Genomic DNA, 18604 nt, shown 5'->3' with positions numbered 1-18604 from the left:
AATAAATGAGTTCCCCAGAAATGCTATTAGATGTGTTGCGAAAAGAATTGCGTCGAGTCGGCATGACTTACAAACAGCTGGCGCGTTTGATTGATATGAGCGAATCGAGTATCAAACGTATGTTTGGGCAAAAAGATATGACCTTGTCGCGTATGGCGCAAATTTGCAAGGTATCAGAGATTTCATTAGAGGATGTATTGCGTCAAGCCGCTGATGTGACGCCACAAGCTGATCATCTGACTTTATCGCAAGAGCGTGCCTTGATGGAGAATCCGAAATTGTTATTGGTCGCGATCTCTTGTCTTGGTCATTGGACATTTGAGCAAATCGTTGAGACCTACACTTTAACCGAAGCCGAATGCATACTTTGTATGATTGAATTGGATAAGCATGAGTTGATTGAACTCAAGCCGATGAACCGATATCGTCTGCGTGTCTCACCAGCTTTTCGTTGGCGCGCAGATGGTCCGATACAAGCATTTTTCAAAGAAGTGGTTGTTGCGGATTATTTCAATGGTCGATTTGACGGTACTGGCGAAACTTTGATGTGCGTACCAGCGCGCCTTTCCAAAAATAGTGCGCAAGAGATACAACAAAAGATACAGCAATTGACTGCCGAAATTGCACGTCTTCAGCATGAAGATCGACGCCTGCCTGCTGAAGATCGTGATGGTTATACCTTGATGTTGGGATTTCGATCTTGGGAATTTTCTGCGTTCACCGCACTACGTCGTCCCGCTACCATGGCTAATACGAAAGGGCGTGTGGTTCACCAGATCGGCCCTAAGAATAGATAAAAACTGGAACCGCTGCCTTGCGTGGCACCAGCGCCAAAATAAAGTGGGCCAAACCGCGTATCGAAGGCAACGAAGCTGCTAACAGCACGTTTAATTTTGCTGAATTTAACAGCTTCGTTCTCTTTAAAGCCACCACCCAATTCAGCAGAAAATCCGAGACGAACTGCACCACCTAAAGCGGCTGGCATACTGCCGATGCGATGCGCCATGACAACGCGACCCAAGGCAACTGTCTTATTCGAGAGGGACTCCGCTGGCGTCCCTGATAAACGCAAGAAACCTCCTAAAGACAAAGGTGCAATATCACCTTGTGAGCGTGACCACTCGCCATAAATATGACCTGCCCATTCACCGCGTTTAAACGCAGTCATGCCTAATATCGACGAGTTTAAAATTGCTTTTTTATTGCCATCTCGATCGAGCGCGCGATCCCATTCGACCGTTAAATAATTGCCGCGTGTTGGATAGGCGAGCGAGTCTAAAGTGTCCACACGATAGCGCAGAAACTCAGTGGTTTGAAATACACGCACGTCTGGTCCAACTTCTTCAGGCAATAATTTTTTGACTTCAACGCGTTCGCGCCGTACACCTAGTTGAATATCACCCCAATTGCCGATTTGGCGACCAATTGGCAAAATCACGCTATTCGCTTTGTAACCATAGCGAATCAGTTTGCGGCCTTCAGAAAATAGATCGGTAGACGAGGCATTGCTTTGCAACGAAGGAGCAATAAACCATTCACTGCCTACACCTAAGGGCTGAAAAAATTGTGCTCCCAAAATGCGATCTGAACCGATTTTGGCGATGACTCGCGCTTCGCCGCCCCATTTATTTTGAGAAGCTGCAACGTGCATCGCACCGAGTGAAAATTTGTGCGTGTCATTGAAATCGCTGGATAATTCCAGACCAAGGCGTAGACGATTTTTACTCCATACAGCTTCATGCGTTTTGATGACGACTTCACGTTCATCTTCGCGATCATCGATTTCTACCTCAACGTGATCGAGATCTCCGCGGCCATACAGCTTGCCGGTGACTTGGCGGATTTTTTCTTCGCTGGTCACTTCATTTAATTGAAGTCCAGACTGCTTGAGAAGAATGTCGGGATTGATGTTTTGTGTGCCCTGGATTTCGATACTAGCAATCTTTAATGCTTTGTCAGGTGAGCTGCTTTCAGCGGTACGCAATTGCTCATAACGGCGATATTCTTCTGGCGTTGCTCTTAATTGTTGTAGGCGAGTTTCGAGTTGGCGTGTAGCGATGTCACCAGCGAGCATCGCATTATGATGTTCATCGAAGTCCAGAAAATCGATTCCACTTAAATTTGGCGCGATTAAAATGTCTTTGGGTCGTAGTTCTTTGAGTGAGCGCTGTACATTTTGCTCGGTCAAAATCTGTAGCATTTGTTGCGCTACGCTGATCGCACTACCCAATTCTTTTTCTTGCGCTAAAGGAGTACCTACGTTGACTGCGATGACGATATCCGCCCCCATTTTTTTTGCCATATCAATTGGCAAATTGCGGACTAAACCACCGTCAACCACTAAGCGTTTATTAATGTGCACTGGTGCGAACATGCCAGGAACTGCAAGTGACGCTCGCAAGGTGATAAAAAGTGGCGTGTCGGTCAATTCCACCATTTCGCCTGTGACGAGATCCGAGGCAACTGAACGAAACGGAATCGGTAAATGATTGATGTGTTCACTCTTCATGCCATTCGGTAACAAGCGAGTCAGCGCCTGTTCTAGCGCCGAATTTCCAGCGGCTGATGGTGGAAATGTGATACCTGATTTAGTGACCGCAAATTCAATACGCGAGGGAAGGTTTACGTCTTCCTCACGACGTCTAAAATCCAAAGCATCGCGCGCTGGGCGATCAGCTAGTACCGTATCCCATGAGGTATTACGCACAATATCTTCGATTTCTTCGACTGAGCGACCTGCAGCATAAGCGCCACCGACGACTGCTCCCATGCTAGTGCCGACCACGAAATCAATCGGAATACGCATCTCTTTTAAAACACGCAGTACACCAACGTGGGCGAATCCACGCGCACCACCACCTGACAACACCAAAGCTACCTTTGGGCGCTCTTTTATCGATGTAATGTTTTCTTCTAAATGTGGTTTAACTTGTGCATGAGCACTTGTTAGGACAAACATGCCACTAACAAATACAAGAGTTGCTGACAGTTTTTTTAAGCGCTGATGAAATAACATACTTACCTGCTTAGAATAACAATGCATAGTTGAGGGGAGCGTTGCTTCGTTTGTACCGCACAAGTTTTGCTTCTCTTTTTCGTTCACAGCGACGCTATGAATTACTGCACTAACACGCTTTATTTGTGATCTAAAAGCGCAACTTAATATCGTGATTTAAAAGCTACCAGTAAATTGATAACGATTTCCTGGATGCCACATTGTAACAATGGTTGCAATCTGATTTTGTGAACGGGTTTTCCGATGTAATACTAAGCAAGCATCTTTGCTCGAGATGTGTAACATCTCGGCGATTAATTTGGGCGGCATCACCGCTTCGATACTGTAATCCACGCCTTGCAAAGGAGCGACTTCCATCAAATATTCATTCGGTGTCTTACTAGTAAAATTTTGCGCAAGATAATCTTGTGCAAGTGCTGAATTGACCCAGCGATCTTCCACTTGTATTGCAACTTCATTTTCAAAATGCACGATGACTGAATGAAATAAGCTGTGGCCAACATTGACTTGAAATTGTTCGGCCAGCGCATCATTGGCCTCAACTGCGTTTAACTCGTGCAACTCGCTGCGGTGTTCATGCCCGCGCGCGCGAACTTCTTCGGCAATGCTTTTAATCGCGACTAAGGTCGCTTGATATTTTTGTTGTGCCACATAGGTGCCTGAGCCTTGAATTCGGGTCAGAATTTGTTCACTGGTAAGCTCGCGAACAGCACGATTAACGGTCATACGTGAGACATTAAACTGCTGAGCCAATGCCGCTTCCGAGGGAACCGCATCGCCTTCTTTCCAAGTTCCAGCTTGAATTTCTTTTAATAAGAAGTCTTTGATGATTTGAAAAGCGGGAACTGCGGCAGGCGTTGTGGACATAGTCATAATCGATGGGTGAATTGATATTTACTAGCTAACAGTAAATGCCATCTATTTTCGCACAGAATACAAAAAAATCGCTTGCATAAGTTGTATATACAACTTAAACTGTGCCGCAAAATACCTACTATGTCCTTGCCACATCCTATGCGTATGCGCAGCAGTTGGTGTCGTTGGGAGTTTTTGATGTCTTTATTTTTAGGAGATAACTATGAACAATGATCCACGCTGGGATGCAAGTCGTGAAATCCGCGCACCACGCGGCGCAGAAAAAGTCTGTAAGACCTGGGTAGCCGAAGCGGCTTACCGCATGATTCAAAATAATCTCGATACAGAAGTCGCAGAAAATCCTAAGCACTTGGTCGTGTACGGCGGCATTGGTCGCGCGGCACGTAATTGGGAATGCTATGACCAGATTTTGGCGAGCTTGAAAGACTTGGGCGAAGACGAAACCTTGTTGATTCAATCGGGTAAGCCGGTCGGTATTTTCAAAACCACGGAAGATTCACCACGCGTCTTGATTGCTAATTCCAATTTGGTACCAAAATGGGCGAATTGGGAACACTTCAATGAACTCGACCGCAAAGGCTTGTTCATGTATGGTCAGATGACCGCCGGTAGCTGGATTTACATTGGTACCCAAGGCATCGTGCAAGGTACTTACGAGACTTTCGCTGAAGCAGGTCGTCAGCATTTTGGCGGTGAGTGGGGCGGTCGTTGGATTTTGACAGCAGGCTTGGGCGGCATGGGTGGCGCGCAACCTTTGGCAGCGACATTTGCCGGTGCAGTTTCTTTGAATATTGAATGCCAACAATCAAGCATCGACTTCCGTTTGCGCACACGTTACGTCGATAAACAAGCAAAAGACATCGACGACGCTATCGAACTGATTAAATATCACACCGCACGTAAAGACGCGATTTCGATTGCCTTGCTGGGCAACGCTGCAGAGATTTTGCCAGAATTGGTAAAACGCGCGAAAGCTGGTGGTATCAAGCCTGATCTGGTTACCGACCAAACCTCCGCCCATGATTTGATCAATGGCTATTTACCTATCGGTTGGAGCGTGGAGCAATGGAAGGCCGCACAGCAAGATGCGAGCCAACACGCGAAATTAACAGCGGATGCGGCGCAAGCTTGTGCGGTCCACGTGCAAGCGATGTTGGATTTTCATGCAATGGGCATTCCGACGGTGGATTATGGGAATAATATCCGTCAGGTTGCCTTCGATACGGGCGTGAAAAACGCGTTCGATTTCCCAGGATTTGTTCCTGCATATATTCGTCCTTTGTTCTGTGATGGCAAAGGGCCATTCCGTTGGGTAGCGTTGTCTGGTGATCCTGAAGACATTCGTAAAACCGATGCTAAGATCAAAGAATTATTCCCCGAAAATAAAGGCGTGCATAAATGGTTAGATATGGCGGGTGAACGTATTGCCTTCCAAGGTCTGCCTGCGCGTATTTGCTGGTTAGGTTTGGGCGAGCGTCACATCGCTGGTTTAGCATTTAATGAGATGGTGAAAAACGGTGAATTGAAAGCACCAATTGTGATTGGTCGTGATCATCTCGATACAGGTTCTGTATCCAGCCCGAATCGTGAAACCGAAAGTATGAAAGACGGCACCGATGCAGTGTCGGATTGGCCTTTGCTGAATGCCTTGTTGAATACGGCAGGTGGCGCAAGTTGGGTCTCTTTGCATCATGGTGGTGGTGTCGGTATGGGCTACTCACAGCATTCCGGCATGGTGATTGTGGCAGACGGTACAGATGCAGCCGCGAAGCGTTTAGCGCGCGTGTTGGTCAACGATTGCGGCTCTGGTGTAATGCGTCATGCCGATGCAGGATATGAACAAGCAGTGGCATGTGCTAAACGTAATGGCTTGCAATTGCCGATGATTAAATAAATTTTGAATATTTTTCCGCTGAGGCGCGGAGTACGCGGAGAAAAGCGATTAGCTTATTAATGTCATTCCCGCGAAGGCGGGAATCCGGTGAGGTTGGTAGTGCGACCGAAGACACTAGACTCCTGCCTACGCAGGAGTGACAAACAAAAAACTCCGCGTACTCAGCGCCTCTGCGGCGAAAAGAATGTAAAGATAAAGGACAAGAATATGAGCACAACTTTCACTATACAACCAGGCCAATTCAAACTCGCAGACTTGCGCGCGATCTGGCAAAAGCCTTTTAAGTTAGCCTTAGCAGAATCTGCTTATGCTGCCATCAATGAATCCTCTGCGACCATCGACCGTATCGTCGCTAAAGGCGACGCGGCTTACGGTATTAATACTGGTTTTGGCAAATTAGCGAAAACGCGCATTCCAGATGAAGACTTGGAATTACTGCAAAAGAATTTGATCTTGTCGCACTCAGTTGGTTCTGGTGAATTGATTGCTGATGAAGTGGTGCGTTTGATTATTGCGATGAAGATTGCGAGTCTGGCGCGAGGCTTTTCAGGTATTCGCGCATCTGTGATTGACACCATGATTGCTGCCTACAACGCCGGCATCATGCCTGCGATTCCGGTCAAAGGATCTGTCGGCGCATCAGGCGATTTAGCACCTTTATCGCATATGACTTTAGCGATCATGGGTGAAGGTCAAGTGCGGGTTGACGGCAAATTGGTTGATGCGAAAGAGGCCTTAGCGAAAGCAGGAATTACGCCAGTTGTGTTGGCGGCGAAAGAAGGTTTGGCGCTGATCAATGGTACACAAGTGTCGACCGCCTTGGCATTGAATGGTCTATTTCTCGCTGAGCGTTTATTAGAAGCGGCAACGATTACCGGTGCTTTGTCTGTTGATGCAGCAAAAGGTAGCGATGCGCCATTTGATCCACGTATTCATGCTGTGCGTGGTCAGCCTGGTCAAATTGCGACCGCAAATATTTATCGTACTTTGTTGAATGGCAGTGAAATTCGTCAATCGCATTTGGTGAATGATGAACGTGTGCAAGATCCATATTGCTTGCGTTGTCAGCCACAAGTCATGGGCGCGTGCTTGGACATCATTAATAATGCCGCGCGTACTTTGTTGACTGAAGCGAATGCGGTAACCGATAATCCTTTGGTGTTTGTGGATACGAATGAAGTGATTTCTGGCGGTAATTTCCACGCCGAGCCAGTTGCTTTTGCAGCCGATACTTTGGCTTTGGCGATTGCAGAAATCGGTTCTATTTCTGAGCGACGTATCGCCTTGCTGATCGACGCCTCGATCTCAGGTTTGCCACCATTCTTGGTGCCATCCTCAGGTTTGAATTCTGGCTTTATGATCGCCCACGTGACAGCTGCCGCATTGGCATCGGAAAATAAATCGCATGCACATCCAGCTAGCGTCGATACCATTCCAACCTCTGCCAATCAAGAAGATCACGTTAGTATGGCAACCTATGCTGGTCGTCGTTTGCATGAGATGGCACATAACACTGCAACCATCGTAGGCATTGAGTTGTTGGCCGCAGCACAGGGCGTGGATTTCCATCAGCCATTAAAAACCTCAGATAAACTGACGATGGTACATCAATTGTTGCGTTCTAAAGTGGCGTTTTATGACAAAGATCGTTTCTTTGCTCCTGATATTGAAGCTGCCAAGTCTTTGGTGGTTGAAGGCGCTTTGAGCGCACAATGTGCCGATTTGTATTCACATTTGTATCTGGCTTAAGTAAATCTTTCACATTAGTTTTTTTTGCCGCAGAGGCGCAGAGATTGCAGAGAAAAATTTAAAGAACTCCGCGATCTTTGTGTCTCTGCGGCTTGCTTTTGAATATGATCTAAAATTTCATCAATTTTTTGAAAATAGCTATGCGTAAATGGACCGCAAAAGATTTCCGCACCATGCCGTGGAAAAACGGTGGTGGCAGTACCACTGAATTGGCGATCTTTCCAGAAGGAACGGGAATGGATCACTTTGTTTGGCGATTAAGTACGGCGACGGTGGCGCAAGATGGACCGTTTTCTCATTTCGCACAAATTGATCGTAGCTTGGCGATTTTGACGGGAGCAGGTTTGGTCTTGAAAACCGATGCGGGTAGCGTAGCGGAGAAGATGATTAGTCTGACGCAAGAAAGTTTGCCGCATCGTTTTGCTGGTGAAGACAATATTTTTGCGGAACTGATTGATGGTACCGTAGTCGATTTGAATTTGATGACGCGACGCGATGTTTGCCAGCACTATATGCAACGCTTGAGTGCGGGCCAGCATTTGATCCATGCAGAAGATGCGCAGCAAGTTTTGGTGTTCTGCGAAAAAGGCCGTGCGCAATTGTTAAACCAAACCAGCTTGGAAGCGGGTGAGTTGGTGTTGCTCGAAGAAGAGCATGAAGCGAGTGGCATACGTTGTCATATTGAAGCTGAAGAAGCGAGTCTTTTGTATGTCATGCGAATTAGTTTTTTGAATCATCCAGCGCAACACGGAGGTCTTCATGCAGTCAGCTAATTGGGATAGCTTATGGCTTAACGTTCATCTGGCCACGATGGATGCTGCGCTTGATTACGGCATCATTCGTGATGCTGCGATTGCCGTGAAAGATGGCAAGATCGCCTGGATAGGTGCAGCCCAAGATTTACCGACAGATTACAAGGTAAAGGTGCAGCACGATGGCCAAGGCTGTTGGCTAACGCCAGGTTTGATCGATTGCCATACGCATATGGTATATGCGGGTAACCGTAGCAATGAGTTTGAAGCACGCTTAAATGGCGTCGTGTATGAAGAAATTGCACGACAAGGCGGGGGCATCGTGTCGACCGTTAAAGCGACGCGTGCTGCAACGGAACAAGAATTAATGCAAGCCAGTTTGCCGCGCGTACTTAGCAGTTTGCGCGAGGGTGTCACTACGCTGGAAATTAAATCTGGTTACGGACTTGATACCGAAACCGAGGCAAAGATATTGCGTGTCGCACGCCAGATTCAGCGGGATTTACCTGTGACGGTTACCACGACTTTTTTAGGTGCACATGCCATACCGCCCGAATTTGCTGGTCGCGCTGATGATTATATTGAAGAGGTATGTGAACGTATGTTGCCAGCAATTGTGGCGGAAGGTTTAGCAGACGCGGTCGATGTGTTTTGCGAAAAGATAGGCTTTACGCCTGCGCAAACCGAACGCGTTTTTCAAGCTGCAAAAAAGCATAACTTACCAGTCAAATTGCATGCAGAGCAGCTTTCAGATCAAGGTGGTGCGGCATTGACCGCGCAATACCAAGGGCTATCCGCTGATCATCTTGAATACTTAAGTGAAGCCGGCATCGCCGCCATGAAATCACATGGCACCGTTGCTGTTTTATTGCCTGGTGCTTTCTATTATTTACGTGAGACCAAGTATCCACCGATCGCTGCATTACGCGCGGCGAATGTGCCGATTGCCTTGGCGACGGATTGCAATCCGGGTACATCCCCGATGACATCACCTTTGCTGACGATGAATATGGCGTGTACGCTATTTCGAATGACACCTTTAGAAGCATTACAGGGACTTACTGTAAATGCGGCAAAAGCACTTGGTTTACAGCAGACCATTGGTAGTTTAGCGTTGGGAAAACAAGCTGATTTTGCTTTATGGCAGATTGAGCGACCTGCAGATTTAGCTTATATGATAGGCGTAAATCCCTGTCGATTCAGCGTCTATGCAGGTGAGCTACGAACATATAATTAAGAATCGCCGATTTCACTCCATTTGCAAACTTTGAATTGTTTTTATAGTAAATATCGGAAGTTTCTTGTTGGAAAAATTTCTTCATGACGTAAAATTGCTTTGATAACATATGTCATAGAGCTATTATGATGACACACGTGAGCCAGTCATAATTTCTCGATGAACATAAAGCTCAATATCATTATCGTTTTTGCTAAAGGATGGGTATGACAGCAAAGTCATTAAGCACAATTTTATACGTAGAAGACGACTTAGATATTCAAGCTGTCGCGCAAATTGCCTTAGAGGTAGTTGGCGGATTTACCTTAAAAACTTGTAGCTCTGGTGCTGAAGCAATCGCAGCAATTGAACAAGGATTTGTTCCTGATCTGTTGCTGCTCGATGTCATGATGCCTAATATGGACGGTCCGACTACCTTGTCGCATTTGCGCAAGTTACCAGCGACCAGTGCTACTCCTGTGATTTTTATGACGGCGAAAGTACAGTCCAGCGAGCAGGATTACTATTACACGCTGGGAGCAATTGGTGTTATCGCCAAACCATTTGACCCTATGGCCTTAGCAGATCAAGCGCGGGCGCTTTGGAACAAGGTGGCATAAGTGAGTGCGCGGGATCAGGAGCTGAATGATGCCTTACAGGCTTTGGCTCAGTTGTACATAGCCAAACTTCCTGCAAAGCTGGAAGAAATGCGCCTGACTTGTCAGCGATTCGAATCCGATCCATCCAATCGTGAAAACTATACCTCGTTACATCGTCAATTACATACGATGGCCGGTTCTGCTGGAACTTTTGGCTTCCCTGAAATGGGCGATAGCGCGCGACAACTCGAGATTAAACTGAAAGCCTATATTAGTGGCGAGACTTGGGATAGCAACAAAATTCACGTCTTCGTAGCTGAGGTGCTGAATTATCTTGCTGCAGCAAAGGGCATACATGCGTCGGTCATTGAAGCGCAGGCTGAAGTAACGAGTCAAACGACGAATATTGCGCCAGCACCGACTCATGATTCAGTCCGAATGATCTTGTGGGCAGATGATGTCGACGAGAAGAATCAAGAGATTACTCAAGTCTTGGAGCAATTTGCATTTGAAGTGCAACACGTAAATCAAGTTCATGAACTTGAACATGCGATCCAGCATAAACAGCCAGCATTACTGATTATTGATGCTGATTTTCAGCATTCACATTTTGCTGGAAGCGATGAAATTAAACGTCTCAGAGCACATGGTGTCAATTTGCCGCCAGTGTTATTCACCTCAAAAACGAATAGTTTTGAGACCCGCTTGCGGGCGGTTCGTGCTGGTGGCGAAGCATTTTTTCTCAAACCTATCGATATTCTCGCATTGACCGAAAGTGTCGAAGACATCTTAAGTCGTATTAATCCCAAGCACTATCGCATCATGATTATCGATGATGATGTTGATTTGGCTGAGTACTACAGTCGCGTCTTGCAGGGAGCAGGAATGATTGTCGAGGTGCTCAATGATCCGGCCTTTGTTTTGGAAAAAATGGCTACTTTTAGACCAGAATTGGTCTTAATGGACGTTTATATGCCTGACTGTGATGGGGTGGAATTATCCAAAGTGATTCGTCAGGATCGTTCTTATCTGGACGTGCCTATCGTTTTTCTATCTAGCGAAAATAATTTGCAAAAACAACTCGCTGCTGTGAAAGTTGGTGCGGATGATTTTTTAGTTAAACCAATTTCGCCTGAATTGTTGATCTCTTCGCTCTCGACACGTGCTGAGCGTTATCGTGCGCTGCGTACTTTAGTTATGCGCGATGGTTTAACGGGCTTGTATAACCATTCTGCAATTAAAGAAGATTTAATCGCGAAGATGTCGAGCGCAAGTCGTAATGTCACTTGCGTTTCTGTCGCGATGCTCGATCTTGATAATTTTAAGAAAGTTAATGACACCTACGGGCACCAAATTGGTGACCAAGTGTTACGCACCTTGTCGCATTTGTTGAGACAACGTTTGCGCAAGAGCGATGTTGTTGGGCGCTATGGTGGTGAAGAGTTCATCGTTATTTTCCCAAACACGACGGCAGATGTCGCTTATGCTGTATTGGACAAGGTACGATTAGCTTTTAACCATTTACACCATAGCTCAGAGCAAGGCGAGTTTTGTGTTGGCTTTTCAGCTGGCGTTGCTGATTCAAGACAAACGACAAGTCCAGATGATTTATTGGCGATTGCGGATGCTGCGCTATACCGCGCAAAGCACAGTGGAAAGAATAAAATCGTATTAGGTGATCAAGAGATTTAGTCGCTCAATTTTATTGCGCTTCCGTTCTTGCATAGATGACTTGAAACGATCAAAAAAAGCCCTAGCAAACTAATTTGCTAGGGCTTTTTTATTGCGACTACTTGAATTTACTTTTGGATTCGCTTTAAACGTATTAGTTCTTCGTTAAATGTGTTGCTTTGATTTTGGATTCCAAGGCCTTGCCTTTGCGTGCACGTTTGCCGATATGGATTGCTAGGCCACTTGCACTTAAGCTGACTTCCTGTGGTTTTGCAGCACGACCAATACCGCTAACTTTCACGCCTTTTTGGCTAATCGCGGTTGCTGCGATGAGTTTTTCTTTTGGTTCTAGTTCCATCAAAATCACCCCGCGTCCACCGCTGGATAATTGTTTGATTTCGTTTAAGCCAAATACCAGTAAGCGTCCTTTTTCTGACAAACAAGCGATGGCGCTGGCGTCGTCAGCGACTGCACTTGGTGCTAATGGTTCGTCGCCATCGTCCAATGTCATGAAGGCTTTACCAGCTTTCATTCGACCAACCATGTCACCGAGTTTGGCGGTAAAGCCGTAACCGGCGGTAGATGCTAATAAAAGAGGTGTTTCAGCTTTGCCAGCGAAATAATGCAAGATACGTGTGCCAGTTGCTAAGTCAATTAAGGTGGTGACTGGTACGCCGTCACCACGTGCGCCCGGCAGTGCGGAAACAGGTACGGAATAAACGCGACCGTTCGAACCGAACACTAGCATGTGATCGACCGTGCGGCATTCAAAGGTGCCATATAAACTATCACCCGCTTTAAAACTGAATTGCGCTGGATCATGATCATGTCCAGTACGTGCTCTGACCCAGCCTTTTTCAGAAATCACAACAGTGACAGGCTCATCAATGACTTTCTGTTCTACCGAGGCGCGTTGCGCTTCTTCGATCACGGTTCGACGTGCATCGCCATACTGTTTCGCATCAGCTTCGATCTCTTTGATGATGCACTTCTTCATCGCCGAAGGATCATCTAAGAGGTTTTGTAAATTAGTTTTTTCGTTACGTAATTCTGCTAATTCTTGCTGAATTTTGATCGCTTCTAAGCGCGCCAATTGACGCAAGCGAATCTCTAAAATGTCTTCCGCCTGACGATCAGATAAACGGAAAGCTTCGATCAAAGCTGGCTTAGGTTCATCCGATTCACGAATGATCTTAATGACTTTATCGATGTTCAATAGAACCGCTTCGCGACCTTCTAAAATATGGATACGGTCATTGACTTTTTTCAGCTTAAATTGGGTGCGGCGTGTCACTGTCTCAAAGCGGAAACTAGTCCATTCGGTCAAAATTTCCGTTAATGATTTTTGACGTGGACGACCATCGCCACCTATCATCACTAAGTTCAGCGAAGCAGAGGTTTCAAGCGATGTGTGCGCCAATAACATTTGCATGAATTCAGCTTGATCTTGATTTTTGGATTTAGGCTCCAAGACCAAACGTACAGCAGCATCCTTACCTGATTCATCGCGTACCGCGTCGAGTACCGATAACATCACTTGCTTCAAGCTGACTTGTTCTGGTGACAGCGACTTTTTACCGATCTTGATTTTCGGATTGGTAATCTCTTCGATTTCTTCTAAAACTTTTTGTGATGATGTACCTGGTGGCAGTTCAGTGATGACTGCTTGCCATTGACCACGCGCCAGTTCTTCGATCTTCCAACGTGCGCGTACTTTGATACTGCCACGACCGCTGGAATAGATCTCACTAATCGCCGCTGCTGGCGTAATGATTTGACCGCCACCCGGAAAATCTGGGCCGGGAATCAATTCCATCAATTCGGCATGCGTCGTTTTCGGATTGCGAATTAAAGCAACCGCGGCTTTGGCGACTTCTGTCAAATTGTGCGAGGGAATTTCAGTCGCCATACCGACCGCAATACCAGAAGCACCGTTCAAAAGAACAAACGGCAAACGTCCTGGAAGCAGGGTCGGTTCTTCATAAGAACCATCGTAGTTGGGCTGGAAATCAACGGTGCCAAGATTAATTTCATCGAGCAATAATTTTGATATCGGTGTTAAACGCGCTTCGGTATAACGCATCGCCGCCGCACCATCACCATCGCGTGAACCGAAGTTACCTTGACCATCAATTAAAGGGTAGCGTAAAGAAAAATCTTGTGCCATTCGCACCATCGCGTCATACACCGACTGATCACCGTGGGGGTGCAATTTACCGAGTACATCACCGACCACAGTTGCTGATTTACGCGGTTTAGCCGTCGAGTTCAATCCCAATTCATTCATTGAATACAGGATGCGGCGTTGTACCGGTTTTTGTCCATCGCTCACGTCGGGTAAGGCACGTCCTTTGACGACAGAAATCGCGTAATCGAGATAAGCGCGTTCAGCGAAAGTCGCTAGCGTCAGTGTCTCACCATCTCCACCATTACCACCACTATTGTCAGGGGCTTCATCAAATAAATTTGCTTGTTCGCTCATAGTCTTACAATCTAATTTTGGGCGGGTATGACCCGCATTTTTTGGCTTTTTGTTACCGCATGGCGGATTTTGCCACTTTATGTTTTCACTGAAACTTGGGGGCTTCTAAAACTGCTTAGTTGGGATGAAGTGCAAGGCGCCGCTTGTGTAAAATTCTGCAGCAATACTGGAGTATTGCGAGGACAAGCAACGCCGCAATTCGCCCAAGTATGCGGTTTTAGAAGTCCACAAGCTAGATGTCGGCTTCTACCTCATTCCCATGCTCTTCCAGCCAAGCCTTACGCGCCGACGCTTCACCTTTGCCCATCAGCATATTGAAGCGGCCTTCGGAAAATTCTTGATCGAATTCACCCAGAGCTACTGGCAATAAACGACGTGTGTCCGGGTTCATGGTGGTTTCCCATAACTGGTTCGCGTTCATTTCGCCCAAGCCTTTAAAGCGAGAAATTGCCCAAGCCCCATCTTTGACGCCGTCTTTGCGCAATTTATCTTCGATCGCGGTGAGTTCTCCTTGATCCAGTGCATAGATTTTCTGCGCTGGTTTTTTACCGCGCGCTGGTGCGTCAACGCGGAATAGAGGAGGGCGGGCGATGCAAATATGACCGCGTGCGATCAGCTGTGGAAAGTGCTTGAAGAACAGCGTCAATAACAAGACTTGAATATGCGAACCATCCACGTCCGCATCTGAGAGTATGCAGATCTTGCCGTAACGTAGATTGCTCAGATCTATATTGTCATTGATGCTGTGTGGATCGACACCAATCGCGACGGCGATATCGTGAATCTCATTGTTGGCGAACAGACGATCGCGTTCAGATTCCCATGAGTTCAACACTTTACCGCGCAATGGCAGAATTGCTTGAAATTCCTTATCGCGGCCCATTTTGGCTGAGCCACCAGCGGAATCCCCTTCGACTAAAAACAATTCATTGCGAGTGATGTCGTTCGATTCGCAATCCGTTAATTTGCCCGGCAAAACGGCGACGCCAGAGGATTTTTTCTTCTCGACTTTTTGCAGTGAACGTAAGCGTGATTGCGCTTGTTTGATCACTAGTTCAGCGAGTTTTTTACCAAGCTCTACGTGCGAATTGAGCCACAATTCTAAAGGCGGTTTGGCGAAGCTCGAAACTAAGCGCACCGCATCGCGTGAATTCAAGCGTTCTTTAATTTGCCCTTGGAATTGCGGATCTAATACTTTTGCAGACAGCACAAAGGAGGCGCGGGCGAACACGTCTTCTGGTAAAAGTTTGACCCCTTTAGGTAGCAAAGAATGCATTTCAGCGAAGCTTTTTACCGCGCCGAACAAACCTTCGCGTAAGCCCGATTCATGGGTGCCGCCAGCCGGCGTTGGAATCAAGTTAACATAGGATTCGCGTACGACGCCGCCATCTTCCGTCCACGCAACCACCCATGATGCGCCCTCACCTTCGGCAAAGCCATCGGCGTCGGCATTGGCAAATTGTTCGCCTTCAAACATGGGAATGACGAGCTCGCCGTGTGAGGCTTGTGTTAATGCTTCGGTCAAATAACCGCGCAAGCCTTGATCGTATTGCCAGGTTTGACTTTCGCCAGTTTTCGCATTGGTGAAAGTGACTTTGACACCTGGCAGCAGCACGGCTTTCGAACGCAATAAACGTTGCATTTCGGGGATGGAGATATTCGGTGAATCAAAATATTTTCCATCGGGCCAGACGGAGACGCGTGTACCGTTTTTCTTATCGCCACGACCTAATGGCTGGGTACTTAATGGCTGAATGACTTCGCCGTCTGCAAAGACGAGATTGTGTAATCCACCTTCGCGCCATACGGTAATTTCTAAGCGCTTAGAAAGCGCATTCGTGACAGAGACACCCACCCCGTGCAAACCGCCAGAGAAGGCATAAGCACCGCCTGAACCTTTGTCGAATTTGCCGCCAGCATGCAAACGGGTAAATACGATTTCGACGGTTGGAACGCCTTCTTCAGGGTGTAAGCCGACAGGAATGCCGCGCCCATCGTCTTCTACGCTGATACTGCCATCAGTGTTCAGGGTGACTTGGATGTTTTTGCAATGTCCGCCTAAAGCTTCGTCAGAGGCATTGTCGATGACTTCTTGGATAATATGCAGCGGGTTCTCGGTGCGGGTGTACATCCCAGGTCTTTGTTTGACAGGTTCCAGTCCTTTCAGGACGCGGATGGATGATTCGCTGTAGTCGGATGGAGTTGTGGTTTTTTTAGTTGCCATGCGATGAAATGGGTGAGAAGTTTATTGATATGTTAATTTATTGACTTGTTTATTTGCTTTCGCCTGAATTCGAACGGCGCTGTTCTTTTTTTATCCTACACGGAAAACCGCCAATTTGACGAATTATTGTAAAGCGAAATACTGGTTTTATGTACAGTTAAATTTTTGTTTGCGTGGGAAAAAGACAAATGCCCTAACGGTAAAGGCTGATTATTTACTCAATAAACGCATTCCCTGTTCCAAACCAGACAAAGTAATCGGGAACATCCGATTGCTAAGTAATTTACGCATGATGTCGATAGATTGGCGATATTGCCAAATTCCTTCTGGTTCGGGATTGAGCCATAAATACTTGGGGAAGTGGGCGGTAAATCGTTGTATCCAAACCGCACCTGCTTCTTCATTGTTGTATTCCACCGAGCCGCCTGCCTGCAAAATCTCATAGGGACTCATGGTGGCATCGCCGACAAAAATTAATTTGGTATCCGGCGTGTATTTACGTAAGACATCCCACGTAGCAAATTTTTCCGAATGGCGTCGATGGTTGTTTTTCCATAAATAGTCGTACACACAATTATGGAAATAGTAGAACTCCATATTTTTGAATTCTGTTTTTGCCGCGGAAAATAGCTCTTCAATCTGTGCAATGTGATCATCCATGGTGCCACCCACGTCGAATAACATGAGTACCTTGATATTGTTTTTGCGTTCTGGCTGCATTTTGATATCGAGGTAGCCCGCATTGTTGGCGGTCGCTTTGATCGTTGCATCTAAGGCTAATTCTTCTTCAGCACCTTGTCTGGCGAATTTGCGCAGGCGACGCAGTGCGACTTTGATATTGCGGGTGCCGAGTTCACGCTCGGTGTCGTAATCTTTGAACGCGCGCGCTTCCCAGACTTTGATTGCGGAACGACGTTCGCTTTTGCCTCCTATGCGTATGCCTTCAGGATTGTTTCCACCATTGCCGAAAGGCGAAGTGCCACCCGTGCCTATCCAGCGATTGCCGCCTTCGTGTCGCTCTTTTTGTTCTTCGAGTAATTGCTTGAGCCTGTCCATTAATTTGTCGTAGCCAAATTTTTCTAATGCGGCGCGTTGCTCATCTGTGAGTTCACGTTGGAGTCGTTTCTTTAACCAATCCAAGGGAATTTCAGGATGCTTTTCAAAAATCGTCTGTATGCCTTTGAAATACAAACCAAAAGCGCGATCAAACTTGTCGTAATTGGCTTCGTCTTTCACGAGCATGGTGCGCGACAAAAAATAGAATTCGTCGATTGATGTGCCAACGATGCCTTGCTGCATCGCTTCCAGTAAGGTCAAAAACTCTTTGATCGATACCGGGATTTTGGCGTCTTTTAGAATGAAGAAAAAATCAATTAACACGCTGTTTGCCTATTATTTTGTAGGATTGGTAAAGCTAGCTGGATCTCGGGAAAGTTTAAATTGTAGGTTGGCTTTGACGCCGGGCCATTCGTGTTTCAGTATGCTGTACACCACCGTATCGCGTACACGTCCGTCGGGCAAGATCATGTGACTACGAAGTACGCCATCGCGTTTTGCTCCCAAGCGTTCGATGGCCTTTTGCGAACGCTGATTAAACCAGTCAGTTCGAAATTCAACTGCATTGCAGTCGAGTACCTCAAAAGCGTGGGTTAATAGCAAAAGCTTGCATTCAGTGTTAATCGGACTGCGTTGATAGGATTGGGCATACCAGGTGTAACCGATTTCCAAACGTTTATTCGCAATATCAATATTGCAGTAGCGAATGGAGCCGAGGATGTTTTTGCGTGATTGATCAAAGACTGTGAAAGGAATAGCCAATCCTTTGTCTTTCTGCTCCATCGCTTTATCAAACCAATTCGTCATCGTCTCTGGTGCTGGAACGGAGGTGAAGAATAACTCCCAAAGTTTTCCATCATTGGCTGCGGCGGCGAGTCCGCTCAAATGCTCGCGTTGCAGCGGCATCAGTACAGCAAATTTGCCAGTTAATTGGTTATTGTGAGTCGACATAGTGCTTCCTATAGGGCTAGCTGTAGGCTAGGAGATGCGGCTATTGTAATGCCTCAAGCTGCAGCTATCATTGGTGGATTGCATCGGTTTTATTGTGATTTTTGCAGCGCTGCCACAG

At 46.6% G+C, this 18604-nt stretch carries 13 protein-coding genes; 7 read left to right on the top strand and 6 right to left on the bottom strand.

The features are described from left to right. The first annotated feature begins 5 nt into the window (after positions 1-5). Complete coding sequence (locus IE103_RS04290) at positions 6-797, top strand: helix-turn-helix domain-containing protein (protein WP_229827059.1); 792 nt, start codon at positions 6-8, stop codon at positions 795-797. Here the strand turns inward: IE103_RS04290 and IE103_RS04285 are convergent. Further along, on the bottom strand, positions 770-3016 hold the full coding sequence (locus IE103_RS04285) for a patatin-like phospholipase family protein (protein ID WP_189344727.1): 2247 nt from the start codon (positions 3014-3016) through the stop codon (positions 770-772). The two genes, IE103_RS04290 and IE103_RS04285, sit on opposite strands and share 28 nt — an antisense overlap. A gap of 156 nt (positions 3017-3172) precedes the next feature. Further along, positions 3173-3883: a histidine utilization repressor gene (gene hutC, locus IE103_RS04280; RefSeq protein WP_189344726.1), complete on the bottom strand. Its 711-nt coding sequence runs from the start codon at positions 3881-3883 to the stop codon at positions 3173-3175. Between the two features lie 211 nt (positions 3884-4094). On the opposite strand from hutC, the gene hutU reads away from it, so the two are divergent. The 6 genes from hutU (at position 4095) to IE103_RS04250 (ending at position 11794) form a co-directional block, all read left to right on the top strand. After that, positions 4095-5786, top strand: coding sequence for a urocanate hydratase (gene hutU, locus IE103_RS04275; RefSeq protein ID WP_189344725.1), 1692 nt, complete (start codon positions 4095-4097; stop codon positions 5784-5786). A gap of 207 nt (positions 5787-5993) precedes the next feature. Further along, positions 5994-7535, top strand: a complete 1542-nt coding sequence (gene hutH / locus IE103_RS04270; RefSeq protein ID WP_189344724.1) for a histidine ammonia-lyase — start codon at positions 5994-5996, stop codon at positions 7533-7535. Positions 7536-7675: 140 nt separating this feature from the next. Beyond that, entirely contained in the window at positions 7676-8308 is a 633-nt protein-coding gene (locus tag IE103_RS04265; RefSeq protein WP_189344723.1) for a HutD/Ves family protein, read from the top strand. After that, positions 8295-9524, top strand: a complete 1230-nt coding sequence (gene hutI, locus IE103_RS04260; RefSeq protein WP_189344722.1) for an imidazolonepropionase — start codon at positions 8295-8297, stop codon at positions 9522-9524. Before IE103_RS04265 ends, hutI begins: the two co-directional genes overlap by 14 nt. A gap of 206 nt (positions 9525-9730) precedes the next feature. After that, on the top strand, positions 9731-10123 hold the full coding sequence (locus IE103_RS04255) for a response regulator (RefSeq protein ID WP_189344721.1): 393 nt from the start codon (positions 9731-9733) through the stop codon (positions 10121-10123). After that, the gene (locus IE103_RS04250; protein WP_189344720.1) at positions 10124-11794 is read left to right on the top strand and encodes a diguanylate cyclase; all 1671 of its coding nucleotides are present in this window, start codon (positions 10124-10126) and stop codon (positions 11792-11794) included. A 133-nt stretch (positions 11795-11927) separates the two neighbouring features. Here the strand turns inward: IE103_RS04250 and parC are convergent, their stop codons facing one another. From parC to IE103_RS04230, 4 genes are all read right to left on the bottom strand, one after another. Then, positions 11928-14255, bottom strand: coding sequence for a DNA topoisomerase IV subunit A (gene parC, locus IE103_RS04245; protein ID WP_189344719.1), 2328 nt, complete (start codon positions 14253-14255; stop codon positions 11928-11930). A gap of 232 nt (positions 14256-14487) precedes the next feature. Next, positions 14488-16479: a DNA topoisomerase IV subunit B gene (locus tag IE103_RS04240; RefSeq protein ID WP_189344718.1), complete on the bottom strand. Its 1992-nt coding sequence runs from the start codon at positions 16477-16479 to the stop codon at positions 14488-14490. A gap of 210 nt (positions 16480-16689) precedes the next feature. Continuing rightward, the gene (locus IE103_RS04235; RefSeq protein ID WP_189344717.1) at positions 16690-17859 is read right to left on the bottom strand and encodes a vWA domain-containing protein; all 1170 of its coding nucleotides are present in this window, start codon (positions 17857-17859) and stop codon (positions 16690-16692) included. Positions 17860-17871: 12 nt separating this feature from the next. Beyond that, positions 17872-18486, bottom strand: coding sequence for a GNAT family N-acetyltransferase (locus IE103_RS04230; protein WP_189344716.1), 615 nt, complete (start codon positions 18484-18486; stop codon positions 17872-17874). Between the last annotated feature and the right edge of the window lie 118 nt (positions 18487-18604).

The organism is Affinundibacterium macrobrachii (assembly GCF_014652415.1).
GTDB lineage: Bacteria > Pseudomonadota > Gammaproteobacteria > Burkholderiales > Burkholderiaceae_D > Undibacterium > Undibacterium macrobrachii.
Note: the sequence above shows the minus strand (reverse complement) of the source record. Positions and strands in the feature narration are given on the sequence as shown.

Coding starts and splice junctions, on each gene's coding strand:
- IE103_RS04290 (WP_229827059.1), top strand. CDS start 6: ATGAGTTCCCCAGAAATGCTATTAGATGTGTTGCGAAAAGAATTGCGT.
- IE103_RS04230 (WP_189344716.1), bottom strand. CDS start 18,486: ATGTCGACTCACAATAACCAATTAACTGGCAAATTTGCTGTACTGATG.
- IE103_RS04285 (WP_189344727.1), bottom strand. CDS start 3,016: ATGTTATTTCATCAGCGCTTAAAAAAACTGTCAGCAACTCTTGTATTT.
- IE103_RS04265 (WP_189344723.1), top strand. CDS start 7,676: ATGCGTAAATGGACCGCAAAAGATTTCCGCACCATGCCGTGGAAAAAC.
- parC (WP_189344719.1), bottom strand. CDS start 14,255: ATGAGCGAACAAGCAAATTTATTTGATGAAGCCCCTGACAATAGTGGT.
- IE103_RS04240 (WP_189344718.1), bottom strand. CDS start 16,479: ATGGCAACTAAAAAAACCACAACTCCATCCGACTACAGCGAATCATCC.
- hutC (WP_189344726.1), bottom strand. CDS start 3,883: ATGTCCACAACGCCTGCCGCAGTTCCCGCTTTTCAAATCATCAAAGAC.
- hutU (WP_189344725.1), top strand. CDS start 4,095: ATGAACAATGATCCACGCTGGGATGCAAGTCGTGAAATCCGCGCACCA.
- IE103_RS04255 (WP_189344721.1), top strand. CDS start 9,731: ATGACAGCAAAGTCATTAAGCACAATTTTATACGTAGAAGACGACTTA.
- hutH (WP_189344724.1), top strand. CDS start 5,994: ATGAGCACAACTTTCACTATACAACCAGGCCAATTCAAACTCGCAGAC.
- hutI (WP_189344722.1), top strand. CDS start 8,295: ATGCAGTCAGCTAATTGGGATAGCTTATGGCTTAACGTTCATCTGGCC.